Below are 14851 nucleotides of genomic sequence, written 5' to 3'. Positions count from 1 at the left end.
TTCCCGGAAGCTCAATGTCAAGCCAAAACGCCTCATCATTCAAATCGTTTGGCATCAAAACAGCTTCCGGGAAGATGGTCGTGAATAGTCTCGAAAAGGTTACGATTGCCGGCAAACAACGTTCTGACCAAGAATCTCACCAAGTGACAACCGACCGAATCCGGGCGGATGTAACAACTGAGAAAAAAACCCTCAAGAAGGAATAGAAAGCGATGAAGAGAACCATGGAATCTTCACTGAAGTACATGATGGTATGCGGCCTGATATTGGCTGCCGGCATCATTTCTTTATCAATGCAAGCATTCATAGCCAAGCCGGTTTTCTCAGTACCCACACTCCCTGTGCTGTGGACTGCGGGGGGACTTGATCCAGGCAACACGGGCGCAGGTCAGGCGGCGCGGATCGCCTCTGATGCGTCGGGCAATGTTGCTGTCGTGTCAGGACCGTCACTTGCGCGCGATCTGGCCGTTACCTCATATACGGCGTCTGGTTCCTTTCGCTGGCGGAGTGCAGTCACCCCGGCGACAGGAACGTTTGCGGGCGATTGGGTGGTCGCTGCACCAAATGGAGATTTCGTAGCCGTCGGACACAACCTCACTGCTGGAGGCCAATCGATTGCCATCACGATGGTCCGTTATGCGTCCGATGGCACACTCCTGTGGCAGGTTGACCTTGCTCGCACCCTGCCCTCGGTAGCCCGGTTGGAGGTTGATGCCGGGGGAAACGTCTATCTGGCGTTTAGCTCGGTGGGCGACGGTCAGGACATCCAGTTGCACAAGTACGATCCCTCTGGTAACTTGCTCTGGTCTCAAGTGATCTCAACAGGCTTTTTCGCCAACGACTATGCCACGTCGCTGGCATTAAGCCCGGACGGAGCTGATGTCATGCTCACGGGAGATATTGCCGGCGGGGCTACGTGGATCACCGCTGCGTTTAACGCTACTACAGGTGTCCGTGCGTGGTTGGTAACGGCAGCAGAAGGTGTTGCCGCCAAAGACGTGGTGGTGGATGATAGCCACGTGTACGTGACCGGCCAGGGCAACGTCGGAATCAACAGCTTTCTAACAGTGGTTGCCTATGACCGGGCAACCGGAGCGCGGTTATGGCGCACAGATAAGAAACCGACCGACGCCACCGGTGCCGCAGGTCTCCGAATGGACATAGCGCCTGACGGGAGCCTGGTCGTAACTGGTCAGGCGAACCGTGGATTCCTCGACTGGTACACAGTCTCTTTTGAAACTACCGGGGTGGTTAGATGGGAGGCCGTTCGGGATGGCGGATTGAACACAGATGAGGTCCCCACCGGTGTTTTGGTGCTTGCGGATGGCACCGCCGTCGTTACGGGGCCAGGTGGTCCAAATCTTCCAGGGGGATTTATCCCCGGCGTCACAGTTGGTTACAGTTCAAACGGAACCTTGTTATGGGATGCCTTTGCCCAACTGTCCACGGTCTGGGTCACATCTCTTCCCAACGGTGATGTGTGTGCCACCGGCGGTTACGACGCACTGATCACGTGCTGGCGGCCTTCGAGTGGCATGAGCACGCCGACGCCGCCTCCGGGTCCAACCAGTACGCCAGCACCCCCCGCAAACACTGGTTTCCTCTCCCCTTCCGCAAATACCGCACAGACATCTGGTGCCGGTGACAACGACGGTTACCAGACCAGTCCCGTGAATGCTTACACCAATGACTCGCTCTTGTCGGTTGCTGTGGATACTGATAGCGGCACGAACACGAATATCTCGTGTACAGATAGCGGGAAGGATAAGCACCTCTACTACAACTACAATCTCAATATGCCGGCATCCGCCATCATTCAGGGTATTCAAGTGCGCCTCGGTGCGCGCGTTGACGCCACGGGTGGCTCTCCGAAGATTTGTGTGCAACTCTCGTGGGATGGCGGCACATCGTGGACGACAGCAAAGGCCACGGCAAATCTGGGTACAACGGAGACCACTTACACCCTGGGTAGCGTATTGACCACGTGGGGCCGTACATGGAACGCCAGCGACTTCAACAACGGCAACTTCCGTTTAAGGGTCATTGACGTGGCCGGTGATACGAATCGTGACTTTTTCCTTGATTATGTAACAGTTAATGTCACGTTTCAACCCTAAGACGAGACGGAGAGACCCTTCTCTAAAGCCCCAATGCGTATGCACTTCGTGATCGTCTAAAAACAACGTCCCGTTTCTAGGATTGGTCCAATCTTGAGGATTGGACCAATCTCAACAAGTTGATTTTGGACGATTACTTGGGGCGGACGAATCCGTATTTAAGATTTGGATATGACGAATGGGGGGGAGGGGTTCTTGCTTGTCGGATAGTCCGAAGTTAATTATGCACGAACCCCAGGCTCCGCCTGGTCGGTGACCGTTAGGCAGGGGGGAAGGAAAGTAACGGAACCAGGCAATTGCTGTTACAGAAATCAAGAGCCACCCAAGAGACTTGAACTCTTAACCTCACGCTTACGAAGCGTATGCTCTGCCGATTGAGCTAGGGTGGCGTAGTTAGGAAATTATAGCAAGCTGGGAGAGGGTTTGCAACCATTTTGGCGTGTCTCACTTGCCGGCATCAACCATCATCACCACCGACGTAAAAAACCGCTCCTGAAACATCGTCATAGCACGAATCTGCTCCTCGTTAAGAGAAATGCCGGCAGGTACAACCACCAACTTGTCATCATCGTCATCCAGACGATGAATAACAGCAACACACTCCCCCTCAAACACCATCACCGGCCCCGCCACACCCAGCACATAAGCATCCAGTTCCTCCCCATCTCCACTCATCGTTCCCGGCACATAACCGTAATTAACCGGGTAGGCAAACCCATAACGCGGATGGCGGGAACCCATGGGCCGGTCTATCACCACCCGCACCCGCCGCCCTAGCCAGACAACCGCTTCCAACGCCATCAGCTCGCCCTTATCTTTCCTGCTGCCCGACTCATTCAGAGAACCCCTTCACACTCATCCAGAGCATTCGGCCGCGATTACCTCCGCCTGGCTAGGCTGAAAAGCATTCTTGCAGTAGTATAGAGCGCCAACAACACACAAGCAATCACTCATAATGCGGGAGGATTCGACAAATGGAACGATGGGAATACTTGACCTGTTTCTTGGAAGCCGACATTTCCTTACCCGAAAACCGCTCCCTCACGATGGCGGAAGATCTCCCTCGCTACAGTCCTAAAGCAATGATCCCGCAGCTCAACGAATTGGGCGGCAAAGGATGGGAGCTGGTCCACATGCAGCCCGCCTTCGTCGGACGCAACGAAGACGTCCTCATGCACGAAGGTGGGGGCCTGAAGAGATGGACCAACACCTATCTCTGCGTGTTCAAACGCCCACAGTAAAACCCGCCCTACTTCCCCCCACCTCGCCTAATTGGAGGTCGCCATGACTCTCACCCTCAACATCAACGGACGCGATCAAGTTATTGATGCCCTCCCTACCGACACGCTCTTGCATACGCTGCGGCGCGCCGGCTACTTCAGCGTGCGCTTTGGCAGCGACAGCGGCGAAACAGGCGCGGCGGCCATTATTCTGGATGGCCGCCTCGTCAGCAGTGACGTACTGCTCACGGGACAGGCGGTCGGCCACCGCCTGGAAACTATCGAAGGGCTATCCACGGAAATAGGCCAGTTGCACCCGATTCAACAGGCTTTTGTGGAAACGGGCGCCATTCAATCCGGCTACGCCACGCCCGCCATGATCCTGGCGGCCAGGGCGCTGCTGCAAGAAAATCCAGACCCGACCGAAGCCGAGATTCGGGACGCGCTCTCCGGCATTCTCTGCCGCGAAACGGGCTATCTCAAGCCCGTGGCCGCCGTGAAGCGAGCCGCGGCCTATTTGCGTGGTGAAGATGTCCCCCCCTACGAAGGGCCGGATATGGTGGACGCCAGTTATTACATGGAGATTCCCCCCGCGCCCGACAACGCGGACGCCGGGCCGGAAATGGCCGGGCCGGAAATGGGCGGATCTCCCTGGCAAACGACAACTATCACCAGGCCACAAACCGACCTCATGCTCACCTCCCACATCCCGGAAACGGCCGTTGTGGGCAAGCCGGAGACGAAAGTAGACGCGGTAAAACTGGCAAAGGGAAATCCCGCGTTCGTTGACGACATGGATATGCGCGGGATGTTGCACGCGCGGCTGTTGACCAGTCCGCACGCCCATGCGCGCATTCTGGATATTGACGACAGCGAGGCACTGACCCTTCCTGGCGTCCACGCGGTGCTGCATTACAAGAATGTCAAGCGGGTAAAATATGCGTCTGGTGGGCAATCGTATCCGAATCCGCCACCACACGATCAGGTGAGTTTTGACGACAAGGTGCGCTATGTGGGCGACCGCGTAGCTGCCGTGGCCGCGGAGACGCCGGAAATCGCGGAGGCGGCGTTACGGTTGATTCGGGTGCAGTATGCGGAAATGCCGGCAATCTTCGACGAAAACGAAGCCATCCAACCCGGCGCGCCCATCATCCACGACGAAGACGACACCGAAGGCATCCACGACGCCAGCCGCAACATCGTCCACCACATCCACGCCGAAGTCGGCAGCGTCGCCCGCGGTTTCCAGGAAGCCGACCACATCTTCGAACACACCTACTACGTCCACCAGGTGCAGCAATGCCCCATTGAACCGCACATCGCCATCAGTTGGTGGGATGCCGACGAACGCCTCGTCATCCGCACCTCCACCCAGGTCCCCTTCCACGTCCGCCGCATGGTCGCCCCGCTGCTGGACCTCCCCGTGCGCCGCATCCGCGTCATCAAACCCCGCATCGGCGGCGGCTTTGGCGTAAAGCAAGAAATGCTCATTGAAGACATCGTCGGCCACCTGACCATCGCCACGGGCCGTCCCGTCCGCCTCGAACTCACCCGCTCCGAAGAGTTCCGCTCCAGCCGCACCCGCCACCCCCAAACCATCACCTACCGCACCGGCGTCATGGCCGACGGCACGCTGCACAGCATGGAAATGCGCGTCGTCGCCAACACCGGCGCCTACGGCACCCACGGCCTCACCGTACAAACCGTCACCGGCCTGCGCGGCCTCAGCAGCTACAACTGCAAACACCGCAAATTCGACTGCCTCGTCGCCTACACCAATCTCCCCGTCCCCGGTGCCTATCGCGGCTACGGCGCGCCCCAGGCCCATTTCGCCCTGGAAAGCCACATGGACGAAATCGCCCACGCCCTCGACCTCGATCCCATCACCTTCCGCCGCAAAAACTGGGTGCAGGCGGGCGACACCATGCCCATTGCCCCCTTGCTGGGCGAAGGCGAGAAAGAAACCGTCACCTCCGAACCCGTCATCAACACCTGCGGCCTCGCCGAATGCTTCCAACAAGGCATGACGGCCATCGAGTGGGAGCGGCAATTCCAACCCGATTGGCAGCACGTCCCCGGAAAGCCCCATCTGCGGCGCGGCCTGGGCGCGGCCATGTGCATGCACGGCACGGCTATCCCCGGCCTGGACATGGGCGGAGCCAGCGTCAAAATCAACGACGACGGCTCCTTCAACGTCCTCGTGGGCGCAACCGACTTGGGCACAGGTTCCGACACCGTGCTTTCCCAGATTGCCGCCGAGGTCCTCGGCGTGCCCCTCGCGGACATCATCATCTATTCCAGCGACACCGACATGACCCCCTTCGATACGGGCGCATACGCCAGCAGCACTACCTACATCTCCGGCATGGCCGTAAAGAAGGCGTGCGAGCAGGTCGCGGAGCAGATTCGAGAACGGGCGGCGTTGATGCTGGGGCTGGACACCTGGCACGACATTCGCCTCAAGGACAGGCAGGCCATCGCCCCGGATGGTCGCCGCGTGGAAATGGGCGAAATCGCCCTGCATTCGCTGCATCAAGACCAGCAGCGGCAGATCATGTCCACCGCCTCCTACGTGAGCATGGAATCCCCCCCGCCGTTCGCCGGTCAGTTTGCGGAGGTGGAAGTAGACGTAGAAACGGGTCAGGTGACGGTGACGAAACTGGTGATGGCCGTGGATGCGGGCGTACCCATCAATCCGATCACGGCCAGCGGCCAGGTAGAAGGGGGCATGACGCAGGCGCTGGGCTACGCCCATTGCGAAGAAATGGTCTACACGCCGGACGGAGCGCTAATCAACGACAGCTTTGGCCCCTACCACATCTACCGCGCCGACGAAATGCCCTGGCTCAAGTGCATTCTCGTGCAAACGAACGAACCAAGCGGACCCTTTGGCGCGAAAGCCATTGCCGAAATCCCCAAGGACGGCGTCGCCCCGGCCATCGCCAACGCCATCTACAACGCCACCGGCGCGCGCATCCGCCGCATCCCGTTCACGCCTTCTCGCGTGTACGCGATGCTACATGAGCCATAGAGAGGAGGAGAAGATGTTCTCAAGTTTTACCGTTGAAAACTTCAGATGTTTCAAGAAACTCCACATTACTCCCCTCAATCGTGTCAACCTGATTGCGGGGAAGAACAATGTGGGAAAGACAGCATTGCTAGAAGCCCTTTTCCTCCATTACGGCTACCATAACCCGGCTCTCGGTATGGGCATTGATGCTTTACGAGGAATTCAGAGATTCAGGAGCGATGAATTGATGCTTAATCTCTTTTGCGGTTTTGATCCGGCAAAAGAAATAAAGTTGATTGCTGAGACGGATGACAAACATCGTCTATCGCTAAAAATCGTGTCTCAGATTCCGCGGCAAACAGTCGCTACACTAAAACCGCATTTGGGAAACGGTGGTGGACAACTGGAGATATTGGACACAAGTCAGGACTCCACGTCAGACCCTGGTGTTGAAGTACAATTTATCTACAAAGAAGATGATGAGACGGAGATTGTGTCCACGGCAACGCTAACGGATAGTTCAGACGAAATTCGGGTTGACAGAACGCCACAATCAGGTCGACCCGCGGCTGTTTTTCATACGGCAAAGCACCGGGAAAGCAGTGAGCAACTTGCGGAACGCTTCAGTAGCCTGGCCATCGCGCGAGAACAAACAAGGGTAATTAACACGCTCCAATTGCTAGAGCCAAAGCTAAAAGACCTGACACTGCAACATCGGGGCGGGAAAGTTATGATATATGGCGATACAGGAGGATCACGCTTGATACCATTGCAACTGATGGGCGACGGTATTACAAGGGTCCTGAGCTACGTCCTGGCTATACCACGGGTGCGCGGTGGGGCCATGCTGATTGATGAAGTGGAAAACGGTCTTCATCATTCAATAATGAGTGACATTTGGCGTGCATTGGCTCAGTCAGCGCGAGCATATGATGTACAACTCTTTGCTACCACTCACAGTTCTGAGTGCATTAGTGCAGCGGTCCAAGCATTTGAGTCCCGTCAAGATGATTTTCAATTGTACCGTCTGGACCGCATCAAAGATGATGTCAAAGTCAAATCCTATGACTTTGAAACGCTTTCCATGGCGCTGGAACTTGGATTGGAAACACGGTAGTAATGGAAAAGACACAAGCGATAACGCAATCCAAACTGCTTCTGGTAGAGGGCAAAGACGAACGAAATCTATTCGGTGCTTTGGTTAATCACCTCTCGCTAAAGGACATCCAGATTATTGTTGCAGGCGGCTACACCCAGTTTCAAACCAGACTCAAGGCGATTGCGACCACACCTGGGTGGGAGAATGTACAATCGCTGGGAATTGTGCGGGATGCCGATAATGACGCCGAGGCAGCTTTTCAAAGCATATGTAGCGTACTTCGGAATCGTGGGTTACCATCTCCTCTAAAATCGGCGGAGTTGTTTGTAGCCGACCCATCGGTGTCTATTCTGATTGTTCCGCCTCATTCCGCTACAGGAATGCTCGAAGATGTGTGTCTTGAATCGGTAAAGGATAACCCGGCCATATCGTGTGTCAATGGTTATTTCGAGTGTTTGAGGAATACCATGGTCCGACAGTCTCCCCATCTGGCAAAGGCTTCCGTAAGGGCTTTTCTGGCATCACGGGAAATGGTCGAGATGAGTGTCTTTGAGCATTTTCAAGAGCAGTATCCATCCCTCAACAACCAATATCCCCGACAGACAAATCCTGCCTTTGTCCATGCTTTTTTGGCGTCGCGGTATCGACCTGATCTTGATCTGGGCGTTGCTGCTCAAAAAGGCTATTGGAATTTCGATCACGACGCTTTTTCATCTATCAGACGCTTCATGGAAACCCTATAAACTCGGAACTCTTTGAGAGGATCATGGCGACTGTATCAACTCTGGTTGAACTGTTTGGCATCAGCAAGCACACGGCACGGACGTGGGCGCGGGAGTTTGCGCCGTACCTGAGCGCGGGCGCGGCCCCGCCCCGTGGCGAACGGCGCCGCTTCAGCGAGGATGATTTGACGGTGTTCGCGCTGGTGGCGTATCTGCGCGGGCAGAACGCCAGCTACGCGGACATTCACGACGCGCTGGCGGCGGGGGATCGCATGAACGTGCCGCAGCCGACGCGGGAGTTGGTCGTCAGTGGGCGCACGGGGACCGGCACACCACTGATGCCCTCCCCCGATTTTGCGCCCGTGGAGGTTTTCCAGTTATTCGCGGAGAAGCTGACGCAGCAGTACCAGGCGCAGATTCGGGAGCTGCGGGATGAGATTGAGCGCATTGGACGGGAACGGGATTATTTCCGCGATCAGTACGAGGCGCGCTATCAGGAAATCAAGGATGCGCAGGCCAGGGTGTTGCAGGCGGAAACGACGATTGCGCGCCAGGAGACGGAACTGGCAAATTTGAGTAATTTGCAGCAGCAGTTGAAGGAAGAACGCACGGCGCGCATGAATGTGATGAACCAATTGGCGGCGGCGCAGGCGAAGGCGGAGAAGATGGAGGCGCTGTTGGATAGCGGCCAGCAGCAAGATAAGGGGGGGCGCAGTCTGTTTGCGCGCAAGTAGATGAGGGCACGACGCACGCGGGGGTGCGTCGCGCCCATGTTGTGATGTGGATTATTCGTTTGGCAGCGTCATGGGGGTCCAGGTGATGCCGGCATCCACGCTCCACCACAAATTACTCGTCGTCACACAACGCAGCGGAGCCACACCCTTCTCACCACTGCACTGGCTCACCGCCGTCTGCACCCAACCCGTCTTGCCCTGCCAGGTCGCTTGCCCCGCCCCCGTCGGCGCGGCATCATCGGACAGGCGCATAACACCATCCACCAAATGCACCGGTACATGGCCGGTCGGTTCCACCACCAGCGGCAGCGTGCGTGCCAGCGTCCAGGTCGCGCCCCCGTCCATCGTGGCATAAAGCCGCACCCGCGACTGATCTCCATCAGCAATCGTTATCGGGAGCCAGCCATTCATTTCGTCAACAAAAGTCGGCAGCGCGGCAAAAGAAACCGCGGCATCCGTTAGCGTCAGGCGCGTCCAGAAACGTCCGCCATCTCGCGTGCGATACAGCGCGTCTCCGGCAGGACCGCCCACCGTCCAGCCCGTGGTAGGGCTGCTAAAGCGCACCGCCGCGCCCAGCGGCAGCGTCCGCTGCTGCCAGGTCTGGCCGCCGTCGCCGGTCTGGAACAACAGCCCCTGGCTGAAGTTGACGCCCGAACTCAGTGTCACCGCCAGATAGCCAACCTGCGTGGAAACGAAATCAAGATGGACTTGCGCGGCTGCCTGGCCGCTGTCCGGCGCAAACAGCGTCAGGTCATGCTGCTGCCACGTCTGGCCGCCGTCCACGGTAGCGAACACGGCCAGCGCATTGAGCGCCGTGGGGACGGCTACCCAACCATGCCGCACATCGCTGAAGGCCACCGACTGGATAGCCGCCGGGTCGATACCTGCGGGCGTGATGTTTGTCCAGGAAATGCCGGCATCCTCCGTCCACAACAACTTCCCATCCGTCAGGAGCCATCCCTGCCGCTCATTGAGCAAGCGCATGTCGCGGGCGCTGACGCCCGTTTGCGCCAACTGCACGGGAGACATCGCGCGCGGATTCACCCCCGCCACGTGCCCATCCTCCGCATTGCTGTCAATGTTAAAAGTCACACCGCCCCAGGTCTCATTGTGTCCACCGGCATATTGGCGCAGGCGTTGATGGTTGCTCCAGTAACCATCGGAGACGCAGGCCACATTCCAGACGGTGGCATTGGCGTTGTAGCCACTATAAATCCAGTGCGCCAACCACACATCGTCAGGTACATTGCCGGCACTCGCCCAGTCGGTGACGTAAGTGCCACAGGCGGAGCCATACGCGCCGGCCCGTTGGCCCAATTCCTGCAGGCGACCACTCCAGCCGCTGATGAATGATTTAGCCGCTTCACGACAGTTTGCGTCACCAGGGTACGCTTCCAGGTCATAGTAGATGATCGTATTGCGCCCTTGCCCAATGAGGCCGAGATTAGTAGCGACATTGTAGGCGGAATTTGCTTCGCTGCGTCCCTGGCTGTAGGCGGTGGCGGGATCGGAACTAAAACGGGAACTAAAGCCAGAACACGGCGCCTGTGGCCCCACCCAAGTGGGAATGAAATTCCAACCTTGATTGCTGACAGTAGAGACCCAGGCAGCATTAAGACCGGAATTGGCGCAAGCGCGCGCGGAACCGCCTATGTACAGATTGATTTCATAGTACGGGCTGCTGTTCCACCACGTTTGCATCTGGCTGGTGGAAGGAATTTCGCATTTGTCGAACCCTTGCTGGTTAGAGATGACAATGCCACCGGGATTGCCACCGCCGCCCTGCCAGTAAAAGGTATGCTCCCAGACATTGTCGTTTTCGTTGCTTTCCGCTACAACGTTGGTGCAATCGACAACAATACGCAGGGTATGGTTGCCGCTGCTGTTGACCGTATAGGTCCAATCTTCAAGATAAGTGTAGTAGTTGCGCCGCAGTCGGCGTACGGACCAACTGCCGATCTGGCTGCCATCCAGGTAGACGCAGACCGAGAATTGATCCCAGGCGCTCTGATTACCGTTGTTCACGACCGCCCAGTCGATGTAGGTTGTCTGACCGGCATAGAGGGTGTTGACGGTGTTCGTGCCGGAGACCGAAGCAGGCACGATGGGATAATCCCAGCCCGTGGGTGTGTAGGGAGCAAGATTGGGGGCGCGAGCAGCGTCCGGGAAGGGAACGTCGGCCTCCGCCTGCCGAATTTCGTCGGACTGGGCGCTGGCGGCGCGCCCGGCGAGGAACAAGGGGAAGGCAAAGAGGATGAGCCAGAAGAGAAGAAGGGAACGTTTGCGGGGAGTTGAATTCATGCTGCCACCTGTAAAATATGAAGCGGTAATCAAAGCAAACAACCACGTTGTTTCCTGATCGCACTTTTATGGTAACGATGCAGATCCATATTTCATGCCACCGTCAGCCCCAATCAGGACGATGCCGGGGTTATTACCATGTCAGCTACAACCGAAGAAACGCAACACGAGCCAATAATAACACCCCCACGGCGGATTGCCCACGAAAAAAACGCGGAATCGACCTGTGCCCGTTGTCGTTCTCCCTCACCGCCTCTGATCGATTTCAGATCGTCTTTCTATTATGCTCCTGGTAGTTTGAGATTCAAGAACACCCAAATAACAAGGAGCATTCCATGAAAGTTAACGTTTCGTCCCAAGTACGCAGACGGCGTGGCGGTTTGCTGCTGGCTTTGCTGGCGGCGCTGGGCGGCCTGGTCTGGCTCATGACCCAGGCGGATGTGGCCCTGGCGGCCAACTTCACCGTTACGCGCTTTGATGATCCCACGCCGAATGGCTGTCTGGCAGGTGACTGTTCCCTGCGGGAAGCGATCATTGCCGCGAACACAACGGCGGGCGCGGACCTGATCTTTTTGCCGGCAGGCAACTTCGCGCTGACTCTGGCCGGGACAGGAGAAGATGCCGCGGCCACCGGCGACCTGGATATTCTGGAAACCGTCACGATTATCGGCTCCGGCGCGGGGGCCACGATTGACGCCGGCGGCATTGATCGCGTTTTCCACGTCATTGGCGGCGGCGGCACGCCGGTGGTCACATTCAGTAAGCTGACGATTCGCGGCGGCGCGCTCACCACCGCGGGCGCGGCGGGCAGCGGCGGCGGCATCCGCAACGATGGCGGCACGGTCATTCTCAGCTACTCCGTGGTGCGGAACAACAGCGTCACGCCCGGCTATAGTGACTGTGGCGGCGGCGGGGGGATATTCAACGATGCCGGCAGCGTCACTCTCTCCAACAGCAGCGCCATTGGCAACACATCCGACAGCTTTGGCGGCGGCATCAGCAGCGTGGAAGGCGTCGTCATCCTCTCCGGCGCCAGCCTGGACAGCAACATCGCCGAAGTCCAGGGGGGCGGTCTCTACAACATTGACGGCTCGGTCGTCATCAGCGGCTCCGCCGTCACCCAAAATGAAGTAGGCACGCTCATCCCCGGGCCAACCTTCACCGAAGGTCGGCAGCCATTGGTCGCCAACTGCGGCGGCTTTCTGGCAACGGATGGCGGCGGCATTTTCAGCAACAGCGGCTCTCTGGTGATCACCAACACCCTCATCAGCAGCAATTATGGCAACACGGGTGTGCATGGTGCCGGCATTGCCACCCGCTTCAGCAACAATATGTCCCTGGAAAACGTGGCTTTCCTCAACAACAGCAGCGTGAGCAGCGGTGGCGCCATCATGATCAACGGCGGCCTCAACGAAATCAACAACAGCCTCTTCCAGAGCAATTACAGCAACGGGCGCGGGGGGGCCATCTTCGTGCGCGATGATGAGGATGCCAACCCCGGCACCCTGATCATCAACCACACCGATTTCATCAGCAATGTGGCCGAATACAATGGCATTGGCGTCTACGGGGGCACAGGGGGCGGCATCCACGCCTACTCCTCCGCCGGAACCGTCACCGTGGAGATGAATCAATCCACCCTCATCGGCAACCAGGCGCTGGGCAGCGGCCTTTCCGAAGCGCGCGGCGGGGCAATTCACATAGACGAATATCAGCCGATCACGTCCACCGTCCTCTTCACGCTCAACGACACCACCGTTGACAACAATCATGCCGATGAAGAAGGCGGCGCGCTATACAATCGCGGCGGCTACGTCACCATGAACGACACCACGCTGAGCCACAACAGCGCGTCCGTTGGCGGCGGCATCTACACCTACTCGACCAGCCGCGTTGTCCTCAACAACAGCACCATCAGTGGCAACACGGCGGATTTGTGGGGTGCGTTCTACAATGGGTATACCGCCGGGGAAATGTTCCTGAATAATGTAACGATCAGCGACAACAGTTCCCCGAACGAGGTCTTGAAGGCGTGGGGTGGCTCTCCCGCGCACTTCCGTAGCAGCATCATTGACACGGACCAAACCTGCGCCGGAGACATCGTCTCCCAGGGCTACAATATCGGTCCCGCGAGCTGCAATTTCACGGAAGTGGGCGACTTGATTGGGGACCCGCTGCTGCTGCCGCTGGCGGACAATGGCGGGGAAACGCAAACGCACGCTTTATCTGATACGAGTCCGGCGATAGATGCCGGCAATCCCGCCGGTTGCGAGGCGGATTTCGACGGGGATGGCCTGCCCGAAAGCATCTTCACCCTGGACCAGCGCGGCGAACCCCGCGTAGATGTCCCCGGCGTGGGGCATGAGCCGCCCGACGACGGCTGCGACATGGGCGCGTATGAGTACCAGCCCATCGCCGCCCTGATCCTCAATGGCGGCTTCGAGATTGACAGCAACGGAGACGGCAGACCGGACTATTGGCAGGCGATTAACGCTGCGCCCGAAGACGGGCAGTACTGCACATTCGCCCACGGAGGATTATGCTCTTTCTACTCCACGGCGACAGGCCCCACCAAATTCGTCTACCAGGTCGTGAACCGGAGCGGGGCGGCGGGCGATAGCTATCAGCTCAGCGTGTGGGCGGCAACGAGGAACGCTGCCGGCACGCCCACGGGAGCCGTCGTCATCCTCCGCTACGCCGATGGCAGCAAACAGACCTTCACCAAAGGGTACAACCTGGGCACACATGGCTGGCAGAACTACCACCTCAACTTCACCGCCCAGAAGAACTACACCAGCATCATCGTCATCCCCATCTACAACAACCTCACCGCCGGTGAACTCCTCGTAGACGACGTTACCCTGACCCCCCAACCGTAAAATCGGTTCCCCCACCTTCCCGGAAGCTCCACCCACCTTCCCGGAAGCTCGCAGCTTCCGGGAAGGTTTGTCGGACACTATTCCCCCTCCAATTCCACGCCCAAACCATCCGCGATGCGGTTGACAAATGCAAAATACGCCGTCACGGCGCAAATGTCGTGGATGGCACGGTCATCAAAGCCTACCTCCCGCAGCGCCGCCACATCCGCCGCCGTGATCGCGCCGGGCGTCCGCGTCAACTTGGCCGCGTAATCCAGCATTGCCCGGTCCGCCGCCGCCAGGGGAGCCGCCGTATAATCCGTTTTCAGCGTCGTCAGCAAGTCATCCTGCGCCGCCTCCGTCCACGCCTGCGCCGTCAGCAGTTTGCGAAGCCCCGCTTCGTGATGGTGCAGTCAGTAATGGCACTGATTCAGCGCCGACACCACGACGGCCATCATCTCCCGCTGCACACGGCGCAACGGTCCCCCACGCCGCATCACCTGCACGTACAGGTCATAATGCTGCCGCATCACCGCCGGATGCACGCTGTGAATCTGGATGATGTTATCCCGATCCGCCACCCGCTCCCCCTCCGCCAGCGCCTCCTCAGGAACATACGCGATAAAGGCCATGGTGTTTATTCCTTCTAACCGGACTCTGGCGTTTTTGGCGTGGAAGTTTCCGCCGGTTCACTAATAACTTACTGAGATTGGTCCAATCTTGAAGATTGGACCAATCTTGACTCTACTGAAAAAAGGCCAAAAACCGGGTTTTTACACATGAACCACTC

General features: G+C 58.0%; 11 protein-coding genes and 1 tRNA gene. 7 read left to right on the top strand and 5 right to left on the bottom strand.

Features of this window, described 5'->3' with window-relative positions:
• The first annotated feature begins 212 nt into the window (after positions 1–212).
• Positions 213–2117, top strand: a complete 1905-nt coding sequence (locus H6650_19305; GenBank protein ID MCB8954156.1) for a PQQ-binding-like beta-propeller repeat protein — start codon at positions 213–215, stop codon at positions 2115–2117.
• A gap of 316 nt (positions 2118–2433) precedes the next feature.
• On the opposite strand, the gene H6650_19300 is transcribed toward H6650_19305, so the two are convergent.
• Positions 2434–2506, bottom strand: a tRNA-Thr gene (locus tag H6650_19300).
• 55 nt (positions 2507–2561) lie between these two features.
• Complete coding sequence (locus H6650_19295; protein MCB8954155.1) at positions 2562–2918, bottom strand: inorganic diphosphatase; 357 nt, start codon at positions 2916–2918, stop codon at positions 2562–2564.
• A gap of 173 nt (positions 2919–3091) precedes the next feature.
• On the opposite strand from H6650_19295, the gene H6650_19290 reads away from it, so the two are divergent.
• Genes H6650_19290 through H6650_19270 form a run of 5 tightly spaced genes read left to right on the top strand, consistent with a single transcriptional unit; the run spans position 3092 to position 8902 of the window.
• Complete coding sequence (locus H6650_19290; protein MCB8954154.1) at positions 3092–3358, top strand: hypothetical protein; 267 nt, start codon at positions 3092–3094, stop codon at positions 3356–3358.
• A gap of 43 nt (positions 3359–3401) precedes the next feature.
• Positions 3402–6368 carry a molybdopterin-dependent oxidoreductase gene (locus H6650_19285; protein ID MCB8954153.1) on the top strand — a complete coding sequence of 989 codons (2967 nt, stop codon included), beginning with the start codon at positions 3402–3404 and terminating at the stop codon, positions 6366–6368.
• A gap of 13 nt (positions 6369–6381) precedes the next feature.
• The gene (locus H6650_19280; GenBank protein ID MCB8954152.1) at positions 6382–7464 is read left to right on the top strand and encodes an AAA family ATPase; all 1083 of its coding nucleotides are present in this window, start codon (positions 6382–6384) and stop codon (positions 7462–7464) included.
• A 2-nt stretch (positions 7465–7466) separates the two neighbouring features.
• Positions 7467–8189 carry a hypothetical protein gene (locus H6650_19275; GenBank protein MCB8954151.1) on the top strand — a complete coding sequence of 241 codons (723 nt, stop codon included), beginning with the start codon at positions 7467–7469 and terminating at the stop codon, positions 8187–8189.
• Between the two features lie 23 nt (positions 8190–8212).
• Entirely contained in the window at positions 8213–8902 is a 690-nt protein-coding gene (locus tag H6650_19270; GenBank protein MCB8954150.1) for a MerR family transcriptional regulator, read from the top strand.
• Positions 8903–8953: 51 nt separating this feature from the next.
• Here the strand turns inward: H6650_19270 and H6650_19265 are convergent, their stop codons facing one another.
• Entirely contained in the window at positions 8954–11203 is a 2250-nt protein-coding gene (locus H6650_19265; protein ID MCB8954149.1) for a DUF1906 domain-containing protein, read from the bottom strand.
• 335 nt (positions 11204–11538) lie between these two features.
• On the opposite strand from H6650_19265, the gene H6650_19260 reads away from it, so the two are divergent.
• Positions 11539–14082 carry a hypothetical protein gene (locus H6650_19260; protein MCB8954148.1) on the top strand — a complete coding sequence of 848 codons (2544 nt, stop codon included), beginning with the start codon at positions 11539–11541 and terminating at the stop codon, positions 14080–14082.
• A 77-nt stretch (positions 14083–14159) separates the two neighbouring features.
• On the opposite strand, the gene H6650_19255 is transcribed toward H6650_19260, so the two are convergent.
• Positions 14160–14342, bottom strand: coding sequence for a peroxidase (locus H6650_19255; GenBank protein ID MCB8954147.1), 183 nt, complete (start codon positions 14340–14342; stop codon positions 14160–14162).
• Positions 14343–14474: 132 nt separating this feature from the next.
• Complete coding sequence (locus H6650_19250; protein ID MCB8954146.1) at positions 14475–14693, bottom strand: carboxymuconolactone decarboxylase family protein; 219 nt, start codon at positions 14691–14693, stop codon at positions 14475–14477.
• Positions 14694–14851 lie beyond the last annotated feature (158 nt).

It is taken from the genome of Ardenticatenales bacterium, from assembly GCA_020634515.1.
GTDB lineage: Bacteria > Chloroflexota > Anaerolineae > Promineifilales > Promineifilaceae > JAGVTM01.
This window is presented reverse-complemented; position numbering and strand designations above follow the sequence as displayed.